The following is a 15,153-nucleotide window of genomic DNA, read 5'->3' on the forward strand; positions in this document are numbered from 1 at the left end:
CGACCCGGGACCGCGGCGGGGTTGAAGGGCGCTGCCAGAGCCATGCCTGACGCACCGTCCGTTCCCGAAGGAGACGCCACCGGTGTCGCACACTCCCGACGCAATTCCCGTCCCGAGAGACCCCGCACCGCCCGGCTTCGCAAGCGGCTGGTGCCGATCGCGATCACCGGCTCCCTGGTGCTGGCCGGAATGGGCGTCCACTCGGCCTTCGCCGCCCCCTCCGCGGATGCCGTCATAGCCGAGGTGTACGGAGGCGGCGGCAACTCCGGCGCCACGTACACCAATGACTTCATCGAGCTGGGCAACGCCGGCTCCACCGCGCTGGACCTCTCCGGCTACAGCGTGCAGTACCTCCCGGGGAGCCCCACCGCCACCTCCAAGTGGCAGTCCACCCCGCTCACCGGCGCCCTCGCCGCCGGCGGCCGCTACCTGGTCGGCGAGGCGGCAGGCACCGGCGGCACCACCCCGCTGCCCACCCCCGACGCCACCGGCACCATCGCCCTGTCGGGCACCAGCGGCACCGTGGCCCTGGTCCAGGGAGCCGACCCGCTCACCTGCCTCAACGCCGCGGACTGCGCCGCGGACACCCGGATCAAGGACCTGGTCGGCTTTGGCACCGCCGTGGTCCACGAGGGCAGCGGCGCCGCCGCCGGGGCGAGCAACACCGCCTCGGTCGCGCGCCCGGCCCTGGCGGACACCGACGACAACGCCGCCGACTTCACGGCCGGTGCGCCGACCCCCGCGAACTCCGCGGGCGGCTCCGGGGGCAGCCCCACGCCCACCCCCACCGACAGCTCCACCCCGACCCCGACACCCACCCCCACGCCGACCGAGACCGGGGTGACCGCCCGGATCCACGACATCCAGGGCAACACCCGAGTGTCGCCGCTGGCGGGCAAGGCGGTCACCGGGGTGACCGGAATCGTCACCGGCGTCCGCACCTACGGCTCCAAGGGCTTCTGGATGCAGGACCCGCAGCCCGACGCCGACCCGGCGACCAGCGAGGGCGTCTTCGTCTTCACCAGCTCCACCCCCACGGTGGCGGTCGGTGACAGCGTGACCGTCTCCGGCACCGTCTCCGAGTACTACCCGGGCGGCGCCGCCTCCGGCATCCAGTCGGTCACCGAGATCTCCAAGCCCTCGGTGACGGTGGTCTCCAGTGGCAACGCGCTGCCCGCGCCGGTGGTGCTGAACGACGAGAACGTCCCCGACGCCTTTGTGCCCAGCGTGGGCGGCGGCTCCATCGAGGACCTGCCGCTGCAGCCCCGCAGCTATGCGCTCGACCTCTACGAGTCGCTGGAGGGCATGGACGTCCAGGTCTCCGACGCCCGGGTGGTGGGCGCCACGGACCCCTACAGCGAGCTGTGGGTCACGGTGAAGGGCGACCAGAACCCCACCAAGCGCGGTGGCACCTACTACCCGTCCTACGACGACCCCAACTCCGGCCGTCTGATGGTGCAGTCGCTCATCCCGACCGCCACGAGCGCGTTCCCGACCGCCAACGTCGGCGACACCCTCGCCGGCACCACCACCGGCCCGCTGGACTACAACCAGTACGCCGGCACCTACACCCTGGTCGCCCGCACCCTGGGCACGGTGGACGACGGCGGCCTGCAGCGCGAGGTCACCGCCAAGGCGAAGTCCAACGAGGTCGCCGTCGCCACGTACAACGTGGAGAACCTCGACCCGACCGACCCGCAGTCCAAGTTCGACGCCCTGGCCGGCGGCCTGGTCACCAACCTCCGCTCGCCCGACATCGTGGCCCTGGAGGAGATCCAGGACGACAACGGCGCCGCCGACGACGGCACCGTGACCGCGGGCAAGACCCTGCAGAAGCTGGTGGACGCCATCGTGGCGGCCGGCGGCCCCCGCTACTCCTGGCGGACCATCGACCCGCAGAACGACCAGGACGGCGGCGAGCCGGGTGGCAACATCCGCACCGCCTTCCTGTTCAACCCGGCGCGGGTGGGCTTCAACGACCGCGCCGGCGGCGACGCGACCACCGCGGTGGGGGTCACCGGCACGGGTGACGCGACGGCGCTGACCGTCTCGCCCGGCCGGATCACCCCGACCGACCAGGCGTGGAACAGCAGCCGTAAGCCGCTGGTGGGCGAGTTCACCTTCCGCGGCGACAAGCTCTTTGTGATCGCCAACCACTTCGACAGCAAGGGCGGCGACCAGAGCGTCGACAGCCGCTTCCAGTCGCCGGTCCGCAGCTCCGAGGTGCAGCGGGTCAGGCAGGCGATCCTGGAGCACGCCTTTGTGGAGCAGCTGGAGGCGGCCGACCCCGAGGCGCGGATCGTGGCGCTGGGCGACCTCAACGACTACCAGTTCTCCCCCGCGGTGACGACCCTCAGCGGCAACGGCAGCGCGCTCACCGACCTGGTGAACACCCTGCCGGCCCGGGAGCGCTACTCCTACGTCTACCAGGGCAACTCGCAGGTGCTCGACCACATCCTGGTCAGCCCGGCGCTGAAGCACGCCGACTACGACGTGGTGCACATCAACTCCGAGTTCGCCGACCAGGCCAGCGACCACGACCCGCAGGTGGTCCGGATCAAGCCGTAACCGGCTGCCCCCGCTGGTGCAGACCCGCCCGCTTCCACTGCCGAGCCGCAGCGGAGGCGGGCGGGCTGTCTGCATATGTCTTGACGCGCCGACACCCCCGATGGGTTCATGGGGGCGGTACCGGCTGCGGGTCGCTGCTGGGCGATCCGGGCCGTCGTGGGAGCGCTCCCGCGCCCATCCGCCGAGCCTGCCCGGGCCGCCCTTCACCGCCGCAGGCGTCGGACACGCGCGAAAGGGCACCCATGAGTCTTATGAGGAAGAACGTTCTGGGCACACTGCTGGCCGTGCTGGCCGCAGTGCTCGCCCTGGTGGTGGTACGGCCGGCCGGGCAGGCCGCAGCGGCCGCCGCCCCCGTCCGGATCATGCCGCTCGGCGACTCCATCACCGGCTCACCCGGCTGCTGGCGGGCGCTGCTGTGGAACAGGCTCCAGAACACCGGGTACACCAACATCGACATGGTGGGCACCCTCGGTCCGCAGGGCTGCTCGGTGCCGTACGACGGGGACAACGAAGGGCACGGCGGCGCCCTGGTGACCGCGGTGGCCGATCAGAACCAGCTGCCGGGCTGGCTCTCCGCCACCCGTCCCGACATCGTTGTCATGCACTTCGGCACCAATGACGTCTGGAGCAACCGCAGCCCGGACGTCATCCTGGCCGCCTACAGCAAGCTGGTGGACCAGATGCGGGCGTCCAACCCCGCCATGAGGATCCTGGTCGCCCAGATCATCCCGATGAACCCCAGCAGCTGCCCCGAGTGCGCCCAGCGGGTGGTCGACCTCAACGCCCGTATCCCCGGCTGGGCCGCGGGCAGGACGACCGCCCAGTCGCCGATCACGGTCGTCGACCAGTGGACCGGCTTCAATGACGCCACCGACACCGGGGACGGGGTGCACCCCAATGACAACGGCATCCTGAAGATGTCGGACCGCTGGTACCCGGCGCTGGCCGCCGCGCTGGACGGAACCACCCCGAGCCAGCCGCCCACCAGCACCCCGCCGACCTCCACCCCGCCCACCAGCACCCCGCCCGGCCAGTCGGGCTGCACGGCGACCTACAAGCAGGTGGGGAGCTGGCAGGGCGGCTTCCAGGGAGAGGTCTCGGTGGCCAACAGCGGCACCTCGGCGATCACCGGCTGGACGGTCACCCTGACCCTGCCCGACGGCGAGCAGATCACCCAGCTCTGGAACGGCACACTGAGCACCAGCGGCTCCACCGCCACGGTCCGCAATGTCAGCTGGAACGGTGCGCTGGCGGCAGGAGCCAGTGCCACCTTCGGCTTCCTCGCCTCCACGGGCGGTACGGCCACGGCCCCGGTGGTCGGCTGCAGCGCCTCCTGACACCACCCCCGCCACCCGTGAGCGGGGCGGCCCGGCGTCGGCAGCCGGGCCCGCACCACCCGGGCGCGGGGAACCGCCCGGCGGAGCAGTCCAGCCGCCGGTTCCCCCGGGCGGCTCCCCGCGCCCCCGCCGTGCTGCCGAACCGCCTCACGCGGCGCCGCACGGCGGGGGCGGGGGTCAGGACTTGGTGGCGCGGTGCAGGGCGACGATGCCGCCGGTCAGATTGCGCCAGGCCACCCGGGACCAGCCCGCCCGCTGCAGCAGCGCGGCCAGCGCACGCTGGTCGGGCCAGGCACGGATCGACTCGGCCAGATAGACATAGGCGTCCGGGTTGCTGCTGACCGCGGTGGCGACCGGCGGCAGGGCCCGCATCAGGTACTCGGTGTACAGGGTGCGGAAGGGCGCCCAGGTGGGGCTGGAGAACTCGCAGATCACCACCCTGCCGCCGGGCCGGGTCACCCGCAGCATCTCGCGCAGCGCGGTGTCGGTGTCCTGCACATTGCGCAGGGCGAAGGAGATGGTCACCGCGTCGAAGGAGCCGTCCGCGAAGGGCAGCCGGGTGGCGTCCCCCGCGGTCAGCGGCAGCTGGGGGTGCCGGCGCTTGCCCTCGGTGAGCATCCCCAGCGAGAAGTCGCAGGGCACCACCCGGGCCCCCGCCGCGGCGAACGGCAGCGAGGAGGTGCCGGTGCCCGCGCCGAGGTCCAGCACCCGGTCACCGGGGCGTGCGTCGACCGCACGGGCCACCGCCCTGCGCCAGGCCCGGGTCTGCCCCAGGGAGAGCACGTCATTGGTGAGGTCGTACTTGGCCGCCACATCGTCGAACATCGCGGCGACTTCGTGCGGCTGCTTGTCCAGGGAAGCTCGGATCACGGGCCCATTCTTCACCGCCCGGCCGGGACCGGCGGCAGCCGGGCCTCAGCGACGGGCGCGCCGCCCGCCGCCGCGCCGTTTGCGGCGGGCCCGGCCCGCTACGGCGGCCACTCCCTCGGCGGCGAAGACCGCCGTGGTGCGGACCGCCCCGGTGTGCGCAGCGAGGGCGCGCCGATGGCGGTGGATACGCACCAGGCACACCGTCAGCAGCACCAGCCCGACCGGCACGCTGGTCTGCGCCAGGCCGATGCCGGCCGGCTGCGGATAGCGCTGGCCGCACACCCGGACGGCGGTCGGGTCGGCCTTGGCGTACTCCAGGCAGACCGGATCACCCACGGCGGCGTCCTCGGGCAGCCGGAGGTCGGCGGCGTGCAGGGTGTGCCCGGCCGCGGGGTAGTCGACCTGGCTGTAGGTGGCGGTGCCGGACGCCAGCCGGGCGACGGTGCCGTGGACCTGCACAGGGTCGGCGGCGATGCGGTCGGCCTGGTTCAACTGGCGCCAGCCGAGCACGGCCATGCCGAGCGCCAGTACGGCGCCGAGCACGGCTGTGACGTACCAGCCACGGCCGATCCGGGGGACGGGCTCGGATCGCATCGTTCCTGCTTGCTGCCTGCGGGGCATGGAGGACGGACTTCTGGGACGGGCCGCCGCGGGGAACAGCGGTTGCGGGGATCGTAGCGGCCCGACGGCCTCCAGGTCACGGCCGGACGTGATCAACCGGGCCCGCCGAGGCGCCAGTTCGCTCCCGGGCGGCGCTCAGCGGCGCCGGTGGACCAGCCGTCCGGCCAGCACCGTCGCGATGCAGCTCCCCGTTCCGGCGGCGCGCAACGCGGCCTCCACGCCCTCGTCCGCGCCGGCGGCCACCGCGAAGACCGCCAGATCGGCACGGGCACCGACCGCCAGCGGGGTGTGCACCGCGGCCGCCAGTCCCGCCCGCAGCACATCGAAGCCCGGCTCACCCGGGTCGCCCTCGGGCGGGGGCAGCAGGACCAGGCCGGAGCGGGCGACCGCGGTGCGTACGGCGGGCCGCAGGAGCGGGCCGCGGAGCGCCGTGGTGCCCTGGCTCAGCATCCGCTGCAGGCCCCGGCGGGCGCCGGCGCCCCAGCCCGCGTCGTCCAGGTCCAGTGCGGCCAACGCCTGACCGGTGAGCGGCGCGGTGCCCAGCCGGTCGGCCTCCCTCGGATCCGGGTGGTAGGCGTGCTCCAGCAGCATCCGGCCGTGCGGGTTGCACAGCCCCGGCGTCAGCACCCCGGGCCAGCTGCGGGTGCGGGCGTCCGGATGGGCTGCGGCCAGCTCGGCGTAGGGACCCAGCGCGACGATGCGGTCGTCGCGCACCGCCACCGCCCCGTCGGGCAGCGGCGGTGCGCCGACGGGCAGCACCAGATCGGCGCGGTGCAGGGTGAGCACGGGTCAGCGGTCGGCGGTCAGTTGGCCGAGAGGATCGTCAGCTCGGGGTGGGCGGTGCCGCCCTCGATCGCGGTGGAGGCGATGTGGGAGGCCACCCGGGCGTCCACCGGGTCGTTCGCCGGGTCGTCGTGGACCACCAGGTGCTCATAGGTGGTGGCACGCTGCGCCGGTGTGCGTCCGGCCGCCCGGATGAGGTGGATCAGTTCCAGCAGGTTGGAGCGGTGCTTGGCACCGGCGGAGGAGACCACGTTCTCCTCCAGCATCACCGAGCCCAGGTCGTCGGCGCCGTAGTGCAGCGTCAGCTGGCCGGCCTCCTTGCCGGTGGTCAGCCAGGAGCCCTGGATATGGGCGACGTTGTCCAGGAACAGCCGCGCGACGGCGATGATCCGCAGGTACTCGAAGACGGTGGCCTGCGTCCGGCCCTTCGGTGGTTGTTCTGCGGCTGGTAGGTGTAGGGGATGAAGGCCCGGAAGCCGCCCGTGCGGTCCTGCACGTCGCGGATCATCCGCAGGTGCTCGATCCGCTCGGCGTTGGTCTCACCGGTGCCCATCAGCATGGTGGTGGTGGACTCCACGCCGAGGTTGTGGGCCGTCTCCATGATCTCCAGCCAGCGCTCACCCGACTCCTTGAGCGGGGCGATCGCCTTGCGCGGCCGCTCGGGCAGCAGCTCCGCGCCCGCACCGGCGAAGGAGTCCAGGCCGGCGGCGTGGATCCGGGAGATGGCCTCCTCCACGGAGACACCCGAGATCCTGGCCATGTGGTCCACCTCGGAGGCGCCCAGCGAGTGGATCACCAGCTGGGGGAAGTGCTCCTTGATGGCCGCGAAGTGCTTCTCGTAGTACTCCACGCCGTAGTCGGGGTGGTGGCCGCCCTGGAACATGATCTGGGTGCCGCCCAGCTCCACGGTCTCCGCGCAGCGGCGCAGGATCTCGTCCAGATCCCGCGACCAGCCCTTGTCGCTCTTCGGCGGCGCGTAGAAGGCGCAGAACTTGCACGCCGTCACGCACACATTGGTGTAGTTGATGTTGCGCTCGATGATGTACGTGGCGATGTGCTCGGTGCCCGCGTAGCGGCGGCGGCGCGCGGCGTCCGCGGCGGCGCCCAGCGCATGCAGCGGGGCGTGGCGGTAGAGGTCGAGCGCCTCTTCCGGGGTGATCCGGCCGCCGGCCGCCGCGCGGTCGAGGACGGGCTGGAGGTCGTCCCCGGAGGGTGCGGCGTGGGGCGCTGCGGGCTCGGACACCTGGCGTCCTTTCCTGTGGACGGGTCGTGCTGGTACGGCCGGCCGACCGCCGGACCAGCCTACGCCAGCGGGGGGACGGCTCCCCGGCAGCCCCGTTGCAGGTGGTCAGCCCTGTTTTGCCAGGTCGCCGGAGGGGTTTCCGGCGGCGGGGTCGGCGACGTCCAGGTGCAGGGTCCCGTCGGCGTTGAGGGTGTAGGTCTGGGTCTCGGCGGCGCCCAGGCACTGGGTGTTGCCGCCGGAGGGCTCCTCCCGGACCACCATCGAGTGGGCGTCGGCGGAGACCAGGGTCCCCCGGCCGAGGCAGTAGGCACCCTTGGTCAGCTGGGAGTTGTTGCGCGACTCGGTCACCACCGCGCCCTTGTCACCCTGGCGGACCGTCAACTGGAAGGTGCTGCTCAGCGGGATCAGCTCGGTGGTGATGTCCCCCTGCCAGCTGCCGACCATCGCGGGCGGTACCCCGCCGTCCCTCGGTGCGGCGGTGCCGGTGGTGGGCCCGCTGGGGTGCGGGTCGGGGGTGCCGAGTCCGTGCAGCAGGGCCAGTGCGACGGCGCCGCCGGCCAGCGCCAGCACCCCCGCGGCGGCGGCCGCCCTGACTCCGGGCCCCGTACGCCGGGTACGGACCGGCTCCGGCCCGGTGGCGGCAACCGCGGGCAGCGCTGCCCCGGCCGGGGCAGCCCCGTGTGCGCCGGTCCCGGTCGCCGCGGGCTCGGGCGCCGCCCCCTCGGGTGTCGTGGCCCCGGGCCGGGCGTCCTCCAGCGGACCGGCCGGGGCCCAATCCTCGGGCGGCGGCCCGAAGGAGCCGCTCACCGGCGACACCCCCGAGGTCCCGCTGCCGCCGGCGCCCTGTCCGGGCCACGGGGCGGCCGTCTCCACCGCTGCTTCGTCCTCCAGGTCCAGCAGCTCCGCCGCGCGCCGTCCGACGGATGCGGAGAGCGCCGCGGGAAGCCAGCCGTCCCTCAGCAGCCGTACGGTCCCCTCACCACCCGTCAGGGCCGTCCGCAGCTGGTCCGGGGTGGGTCGCGCGGACGCGTCCTTGGCCAGGCACGCCTCCACGGCGTCCCGCAGCGGGCCGCCGGGCAGCCCCGTCAGATCGGGCTCCTCGTGCAGCACCCGGTAGAGCAGCACCGCGGCGCTCACCCCGTCGCCGAACGGCGGGCTCCCGGTGGCCGCGTACGCCAGCACCGCGCCCAGTGAGAAGACGTCACCGGAGGGGCCCGCCTCGCCCCCGGCTGCCTGCTCCGGCGACATATAGCCGGGTGAGCCCACCACATAGCCGGACCGGGTGAGGGAGGTACTGGCGTCCAGCGCACGGGCGATGCCGAAGTCGATCAGGCGCGGCCCGTCCAGCGCCAGCAGCACATTGGAGGGCTTGACATCACGGTGCACCAGTCCGGTGGCGTGCACCGCCGCCAGCGCCTCGGCCAGCCCGGAGCCCAGTGCCCGTACCGAGCGCTCGGGCAGCGGCCCGGCCTCCTTCACCGCCGCGTCCAGGGCGGGCCCGGCCACATAGCCCGTGGCCACCCAGGGCCGCTCGCCCTCGGTGTCCGCGTCCAGCACGGGAGCGGTCCATGCGCCGCCGACGCGGCGGGCGGCGGCGATCTCCTGCCGGAAGCGGGCCCGGAACTCCTCGTCGTCCGCCAGATCGGTCCGCACCAGCTTCACCGCGACGGTCCGGCCGCCTGCGGTACGGCCCAGATAGACGCGTCCCATGCCACCCGCGCCCAGCCGCCGCAGCAGCCGGTAGCCGCCGACCTGCCGCGGGTCGCCCGGCCCCAGCGGTTCCATGGCACGCCCCCCTCGCTCCGCTCGCCCCGTGCCCTGCCGGATCAGAAGGTACCCGTCGCAGGCCCGGCCCGTACCGGACGGCCACCGCTTGTGCCGCACCTGCAACATGGGCGCCCGCACGCGGGCGTCCGGCTGTCCCGGGCAGGGCCGCCCGGCGCCGCGGAAGCAGGGCCGGGCGGGGCCGCCGGGCACGGCGGGACCCGCGGGGCAGACCGGTAGGGCCCGGCCCGGAGGCCGTCCGTCCGGCGCAGCCGAGCGGCCGTCAGCGCCCGCTGCACGGACCCGGCTCAGCTCCCCAGGAGCTGCACCTTCACATCCGGGGGGAAGCCCGAGTCATGGCCGACCCGCCGGGCGAACTCGGCGATGCCGGAGAGCTGGCTCCCGCCCAGGGAGAAGTCGAGCGCCTCGGTGAAGTACCGCTCCAGCACTCCGTGTTCGAAGGGCTCCCAGCGGGCGGCGTGCTCGGCCACCTTGGGCGCCTCGGCCAGCGAGAGGTCGCGCGACTCCACGAACGCCCGCTGCACCTCGCGCACGACCTCCGGGTACCGCTCGGCGAACTCGCGCCGTGCCGCCCAGACCGCGAAGACGAACGGCAGCCCGGTCCAGTCCTTCCACATCGCACCCAGGTCATGGACCTCCAGGCCCAGTCGCGGTGCCTCGTAGAGGTTGGCCCGCAGCGCGGCGTCGCCGATCAGTACGGCGGCGTCCGCCTCGCGCATCATCTCGCCCAGGTCGGGCGGGCAGCTGAAGTAGTCGGGCCGCACCCCTTCCCGTTCCTCCAGCAGCAGTTGCGCCAGCCGGACCGAGGTGCGGCTGGTGGAGCCCAGAGCCACCCGGCGCCCGTCCAGCCGGCTCAGCGGCACCTGGCTGACGATCACGCAGCTCATCACCGGGCCGTCGCTGCCGACCGCGATGTCGGGCAGCACCAGCAGCTCGTCGGCGTGGCGGAGGTACTCCACACAGGTGATAGGGCCGATGTCGAGATCCCCGGTCACCAGTCGGTCGCTCAGCTTCTCGGGGGTGTCCCTGGTGAGGTCCAGATCGAGAAGGCTCCCGGTCCTGGCCAGCCCCCAGTAGATGGGGAGGCAGTTCAGGAACTGGATGTGGCCCACGCGGGGCCGTGTGGGTGGGGCGGGGTGGCCGCCGTCGGCAGTTGTAGTGTCCACCCTCCGCAGGTTATGCCTGCCGCCCCGCGGACCCGCCGCGGGGGCCCGGCGGGTCTCCGGGAGTGCGGCGTGACACACCCGCACGCGCGTATGTCATCCCTGGCCTGGGGCGCAACGTGCATGCTACGGTTGCCCGCAGTTGCAGTTTGATTCCCCTTGCAGTACTTGAAGCCTGCGGAGCATGTGACCGCGGGCTTTTCGTAGTTTTTCAGCACTATGCAGAAACTCCGGATGAACTTTCGGAGGCAGGGCGATCAGCGCAGCGGACCGGGGGCCACGCGGTGTGGTTCCCTTCACGTCCCTCGCAAGGAGAACGGTATGGCGACCGGAACCGTCAAGTGGTTCAACGCCGAGAAGGGCTTCGGCTTCATCGCCCAGGAGGGCGGCGGCCCCGACGTCTTCGTCCACTACTCCGCCATCAACGCGAACGGTTTCCGCTCGCTGGAGGAGAACCAGAACGTTTCGTTCGACGTGACCCAGGGCCCGAAGGGCCCGCAGGCCGAGAACGTCAGCGTCATCTGACCATCCTCTGATCGCCCGGAGCCTCCGGACCGCCCTGTGCGGACCGGCGCTCCATTCGGTGGCCACGACGAGCACCACCCAAGGGGGCCCGCGCGTATGCGTACGCGACGGGCCCCCTGCCTTTGCGTGCGGGCGCTTTGACCCTTCGAAGTTATACGTATAACTTCGAGGGGTGCGCTATCTCTCCCTGCTCCGCGGTCCGCATGTCGCCCGGTTGCTCACCGGCACCCTCGTCGGCCGGCTGCCCGCCGGGATGACCGCACTGGTCATCGCCCTCGCCCTGCGGGAGGCGCAGGCCCCCTACAGCCGCATCGGCGCGGTGACCGCCGCCTACGCCGTCGCGGCGGCGGTCGGCGGACCGGTGCTGGGCCGGATGGTGGACCGGGCGGGACAGCCCCGGGTGCTGCTGGCCGCCGCGGTGGTGGCCGGACTCGGCTATGCGCTGCTGGCCGTCGCACCGGGAGCGGCCGCCGCGGAGTTCGGCGGGGCGGTGCTCGCCGGACTGGCGATGCCGCCGCTGGAGCCGTGTCTGCGCGCCCTGTGGCCGGACATCGTGGAGGAGCGGCAGCTGGACACCGCCTATGCCTTTGACTCCGCCTCACAGCAACTGCTCTATGTGGTCGGCCCGCTGGCGGTGGCCGTGATCGCCGCCACCGCCTCCCCGGTGGCGGCGCTGTGGATCGCCGCCGGGCTGGGCCTCGCCGGGGCCCTGGTGGTGGCCACCGCCGCGCCCGCCCGCGCCTGGACCGCGCCGCCCCGCGACACCGCGGGCGGCGCCGGCCTGCTGGGACCGCTGCGCTCCCCCGGTCTGGTGCTGCTGCTGGTGGGTCTGGCCGGGGCCGGCTGGGCGCTGGGCTCCCAGGCCGTGCTGTATGTGGCCTATGCCGAGGCCCACCGCGGCGGACTGCCCGGCGGCGCGGGCACCCTGCTGGCGGTCGCCGCCTCGGGCGGCCTGGTCGGCGCCCTGGTGTACGGCGCGGTGCCCTGGCGTGCCACCACGGCCACCCGGACCTGGGCCCTGGCGTCGCTGATGGCGGCCGGCTTCCTCTCCCTGCTGCTGCTGCCCTCCCCGGCCCTGATGACCGCCCTCTCCTTCTTCGCCGGACTCGGCCTGGCCCCGCTGCTGGCCGCCGCCTTCGTACTGATCGGCGAACTGGCCCCGCCCGGCACCACCACCGAGGCCTTCGCCTGGCTGGTCACCGTGATCTCCACCGGCAACGCGGCCGGCGCCGCCGTCTCCGGGGTGCTGGTGGACGGCTCGCTGCGGGCCGCCGCGCTGTGCGGCGCGGCGGGTGTCTCGGTGGGCGCGCTGCTGCTCTTCGGCGCCCGCCGCCGCCTGGTGCCGCCCGCGGCAGCGGTGCACCTGCCCGCCCAGCGCCGGGCCGCCGAAGGGGCCTGCACTGCGCCGCTCGGCTAGTGCCGCCCCCGCACTAGCTACTCTGGGCCCGTGACCGCTCTGCCCGACTGGATGCAGCCGCCGCGCGCCGAGGGGTGGTTCGCGGATGACCTGGACCACCTTCCGGAGGCCCCGCGCCACACGGAGCTGATCGACGGAACTCTGGTTTTCCAGATGTCACCGCAACGTGTCTGGCACAGCCGCCTGGTCACCGCGCTCACCACGATGCTGACCGCTCAAGCGCCGGACGGCACTCAGATCGATCGCGGGGTGACCGTCCGCCTGGACGCGCGCAACCGGCCGGAACCAGACCTGCTCGCGGTCGTCACGCCGTACGACCCCGCCCTCACCTGGTACGACCCGTCCGACGTCCGGCTCATCGTGGAGGTGGTCTCCCCTGAGTCGGCCCACCGCGACCGCGTCGTCAAGCTGCGCAAGTACGCCGAGGCCGGTATCCCGCACTACTGGCTGATCGAGGAGGACGGCCACCCGGTGGTCCATGTCTACGAGCTGGACGGCCCGACCTGCCGCTACGCCCCGATCGGGATCGTCCGGGACCGGTTGAGGTCTGCTGTCCCGTTCCCGATCGACCTCGACCTCAGCGCGCTGCTGCCGAAGCGGTAGAGGCCCGCACCACCAGGGAGGTGGGCAGCGGGCCCGGCGGGTCGATGCGGTCGCCCTGCAGCAGGGCGGCGAGTGCCGCGACCCCGTGCCGTCCGAGCTCCTCACCGGGGAGGTCCACGGTGGTCAGCGGCGGGGTGAGCAGTTCCGCGGCGGTGATGTTGTCCATGCCGATGACGGAGACATCCGCGGGGATGCTCAGGCCCAGGGCCGCGGCCGCCTGGTAGAGGCCGGAGGCGACCACGTCGTCGTCGCACATCACGGCGCGCGGGCGGTCGGGGCGGTCCAGCAGGATGCGGGCGGCACTGCGGGCGGCGGCCAGGCCCTCATTGATGCTGACGCCGACCTCCACCACCTCCAGCCCGCGCGCCGCATGCTCGAAGGCGGCCTGCCGGGCGCGGAAGGTGTGCGCGGAGAGGGTGGACCGCAGATGCCCGATGCGCCGGTGGCCGAGGGCTGCCAGGTGCTCCACGGCGGCACGCATACCGCCGGCGACGTCGAGTTCCACGGTGATCCGCCGGGCGGCGCCCCGGCCGTGGGCGGGGTCGGAGTCCAGGAAGACCACGGGAGTGGACTCGGGGAGTTCGCCGAGCTGGCTGTCGTCCGGTGAGCAGACCACCAGGCCGTCGAACTGGCTGGTGGTGGTGGCCCCGGCGAGGGTCGCGCTGCTCCAGCCGGAGCTGACGACGACCGCGAGCCCGTGCCGGCCCGCCTCCGCATGGGCGCCCTCCAGGACGCGGGCGAAGAACGGGCCGAGGATGTTGGGCACCGCCAGCAGGATCAACCCGGTCCGGCCCAGCCGCAGCTGCCGGCCCGCGGCATGCGGACGGTAGTCCAGGGCACGCGCGGCGTCCCGGACCCGCTGCCGGGTCGCCTCGGAGACCCGGTGGGCGCCGCCGCTGTCGGAGAAGACCAGCGAGACGGTGGCCTGCGAGACGCCGGCCAGGCGTGCCACATCGCGCCCCGTGGGGCGGCGTTCCTGATCCTGCTGGTGCACCGGGGCCGGTGAGGGTCAGGCGGAGGCGGGACGGTCGCTGTGCAGCGCCTCGACCGCACTGGCCCGGTTGGCCTCGTCCAGGGCGTCCTCCTCGGCGTTCTGCGCGGCGATCCGCTCGGCGGTGCGCGAGCGCATCCCGGACACCCTGCCGACGATCTGCTCGGACATCTCGTCGCGCTGGCGGCTCAGCACCACATAGCTGATCGGCGCGGAGACCAGCGCGGCCAGCAGCAGCAGGAAGACATAGCCCGCCTCACCGGCCACGGGGATGATCCCGTAGTGGGCGAGCAGAACGGCGACCATGAAGCAGACGGCGAAGATCACGGCCCTCATGGACGTATAGCGGAGCGTGGCGTGCGACTTGCTCACCGGTGGCCTTCCTCTCGTACCGCTCACGGCCGACACATGGCGGCCCTGCTCCAGTCAAGCACGCCCGGGGCGCTGCCCCGGTACGGGGCCGGTCTCCCGGAGGTCGAGCCACATGGAGACGTCGTCGCGGTCGTCGCCGTCGGCGACCCGGATCCCGCCGGGCACCCGGCCCACCTCGGTGTAGCCGCTGCGTCCGTAGAACCGCTCCAGCCCGAGGCCGCCGCGCAGGGTGAGCTTCAGCCCCGCCAGGCCCCAGTCCCGGGCCGTGCTCTCGGCCTCGGCCAGCAGCGCGGCGCCGTAGCCGCGGCCCTGGAAGTCGGGGTGGACCATGACCCGCTTCAGGAGCCGCCAGTGCTCCATCAGATCGAAGCGCTGCGACTCGAAGAAGACCACTCCGGCCAGCCGTCCGCTGGCGGCGTCCCAGGCGGTCAGCAGCCGGTCGGGGCCGTCGGCGACCCCTGCCAGCTGGCGCTGGGCGACGGGCCGCACCCGCTCGGCGGTCACCGGCGCCACAAAGCCGACCGCACCGCCGGCGTTGCTGACGTCGGTCCACAGCTCCACCAGCTGTTCCTGCAGCTCCGGGGTCACCTCGGGATCGAGGACGAAAGTCAGGTCCATAATCATCGAGCTTAAGGCAGCCGTGGGGAGTCCCCTCAAGCGCCCTTGACAGCGGTCATCGCACCGCTGCCGTCGCCGACCGACGGCTCCGAGAAGCCGAACATCCCGGCACCCGCCCAACGTGCGATACGACGCCGTAGCGGTCCCCGGCGCCAGCCGCCCACGCGCTCCCTGCGCGGCCGCACCGGTCGGCCCGGCGCCCTGCCGACAGGCGGGACCGCCACGGCCCGGGCTGACGGGCCGTCGCCCGCCGACCG

General features: G+C 73.4%; 13 protein-coding genes and 1 pseudogene. 5 read left to right on the forward strand and 9 right to left on the reverse strand.

The genetic code is table 11. From position 1 onward, the window contains the following. Positions 1-150 precede the first annotated feature (150 nt). Complete coding sequence (locus tag AB0761_RS16965; RefSeq protein WP_377269879.1) at positions 151-2,568, forward strand: endonuclease/exonuclease/phosphatase family protein; 2,418 nt, start codon at positions 151-153, stop codon at positions 2,566-2,568. Positions 2,569-2,819: 251 nt separating this feature from the next. After that, positions 2,820-3,905, forward strand: a complete 1,086-nt coding sequence (locus tag AB0761_RS16970; RefSeq protein WP_377269880.1) for a cellulose binding domain-containing protein — start codon at positions 2,820-2,822, stop codon at positions 3,903-3,905. A 177-nt stretch (positions 3,906-4,082) separates the two neighbouring features. Here AB0761_RS16970 and AB0761_RS16975 read toward each other — a convergent pair whose 3' ends face one another. The 6 genes and pseudogenes from AB0761_RS16975 to AB0761_RS17000 all read right to left on the reverse strand — a co-directional run bounded on the left by AB0761_RS16975 (position 4,083) and on the right by AB0761_RS17000 (position 10,373). Then, the gene (locus tag AB0761_RS16975) at positions 4,083-4,775 is read right to left on the reverse strand and encodes a demethylmenaquinone methyltransferase (protein WP_377269881.1); all 693 of its coding nucleotides are present in this window, start codon (positions 4,773-4,775) and stop codon (positions 4,083-4,085) included. A gap of 45 nt (positions 4,776-4,820) precedes the next feature. After that, positions 4,821-5,369: a hypothetical protein gene (locus AB0761_RS16980; RefSeq protein WP_377269882.1), complete on the reverse strand. Its 549-nt coding sequence runs from the start codon at positions 5,367-5,369 to the stop codon at positions 4,821-4,823. A gap of 162 nt (positions 5,370-5,531) precedes the next feature. Further along, positions 5,532-6,182 carry a hypothetical protein gene (locus tag AB0761_RS16985; RefSeq protein WP_377269883.1) on the reverse strand — a complete coding sequence of 217 codons (651 nt, stop codon included), beginning with the start codon at positions 6,180-6,182 and terminating at the stop codon, positions 5,532-5,534. Positions 6,183-6,199: 17 nt separating this feature from the next. Then, positions 6,200-7,422: pseudogene (gene mqnC / locus AB0761_RS16990) on the reverse strand (cyclic dehypoxanthinyl futalosine synthase). A 105-nt stretch (positions 7,423-7,527) separates the two neighbouring features. After that, a complete protein-coding gene (locus AB0761_RS16995) occupies positions 7,528-9,207 on the reverse strand; it encodes a protein kinase (RefSeq protein WP_377269884.1) in 1,680 nt (559 codons plus the stop codon). Positions 9,208-9,494: 287 nt separating this feature from the next. Continuing rightward, complete coding sequence (locus tag AB0761_RS17000; protein WP_377269885.1) at positions 9,495-10,373, reverse strand: menaquinone biosynthetic enzyme MqnA/MqnD family protein; 879 nt, start codon at positions 10,371-10,373, stop codon at positions 9,495-9,497. A 318-nt stretch (positions 10,374-10,691) separates the two neighbouring features. Between AB0761_RS17000 and AB0761_RS17005 the strand changes: the two genes are divergently transcribed. From AB0761_RS17005 to AB0761_RS17015, 3 genes are all read left to right on the forward strand, one after another. Beyond that, entirely contained in the window at positions 10,692-10,895 is a 204-nt protein-coding gene (locus AB0761_RS17005) for a cold-shock protein (RefSeq protein ID WP_055588630.1), read from the forward strand. A gap of 172 nt (positions 10,896-11,067) precedes the next feature. Beyond that, the gene (locus AB0761_RS17010; RefSeq protein WP_377269886.1) at positions 11,068-12,312 is read left to right on the forward strand and encodes an MFS transporter; all 1,245 of its coding nucleotides are present in this window, start codon (positions 11,068-11,070) and stop codon (positions 12,310-12,312) included. A gap of 30 nt (positions 12,313-12,342) precedes the next feature. Further along, the gene (locus AB0761_RS17015) at positions 12,343-12,915 is read left to right on the forward strand and encodes a Uma2 family endonuclease (RefSeq protein ID WP_377269887.1); all 573 of its coding nucleotides are present in this window, start codon (positions 12,343-12,345) and stop codon (positions 12,913-12,915) included. Here the strand turns inward: AB0761_RS17015 and AB0761_RS17020 are convergent. The 3 genes from AB0761_RS17020 to AB0761_RS17030 are packed head-to-tail and all read right to left on the reverse strand — an operon-like array spanning position 12,890 to position 14,896. Then, complete coding sequence (locus AB0761_RS17020; RefSeq protein ID WP_377269888.1) at positions 12,890-13,867, reverse strand: LacI family DNA-binding transcriptional regulator; 978 nt, start codon at positions 13,865-13,867, stop codon at positions 12,890-12,892. The genes AB0761_RS17015 and AB0761_RS17020 overlap by 26 nt on opposite strands. 57 nt (positions 13,868-13,924) lie before the next feature. Then, positions 13,925-14,278, reverse strand: a complete 354-nt coding sequence (locus AB0761_RS17025; protein WP_377269889.1) for a DUF4229 domain-containing protein — start codon at positions 14,276-14,278, stop codon at positions 13,925-13,927. Positions 14,279-14,332: 54 nt separating this feature from the next. Then, positions 14,333-14,896: a GNAT family N-acetyltransferase gene (locus tag AB0761_RS17030; protein ID WP_377269890.1), complete on the reverse strand. Its 564-nt coding sequence runs from the start codon at positions 14,894-14,896 to the stop codon at positions 14,333-14,335. Positions 14,897-15,153: the final 257 nt, after the last annotated feature.

The sequence above is a fragment of the Peterkaempfera podocarpi genome (assembly GCF_042466665.1).
Classification (GTDB): domain Bacteria; phylum Actinomycetota; class Actinomycetes; order Streptomycetales; family Streptomycetaceae; genus Peterkaempfera; species Peterkaempfera podocarpi.

Excerpts from the sequence above, each read along its gene's own strand:
- AB0761_RS16980 (WP_377269882.1), bottom strand. The coding sequence starts at position 5,369 with ATGCGATCCGAGCCCGTCCCCCGGATCGGCCGTGGCTGGTACGTCACA.
- AB0761_RS17005 (WP_055588630.1), top strand. The coding sequence starts at position 10,692 with ATGGCGACCGGAACCGTCAAGTGGTTCAACGCCGAGAAGGGCTTCGGC.
- AB0761_RS17030 (WP_377269890.1), bottom strand. The coding sequence starts at position 14,896 with ATGGACCTGACTTTCGTCCTCGATCCCGAGGTGACCCCGGAGCTGCAG.
- AB0761_RS16970 (WP_377269880.1), top strand. The coding sequence starts at position 2,820 with ATGAGGAAGAACGTTCTGGGCACACTGCTGGCCGTGCTGGCCGCAGTG.
- AB0761_RS16995 (WP_377269884.1), bottom strand. The coding sequence starts at position 9,207 with ATGGAACCGCTGGGGCCGGGCGACCCGCGGCAGGTCGGCGGCTACCGG.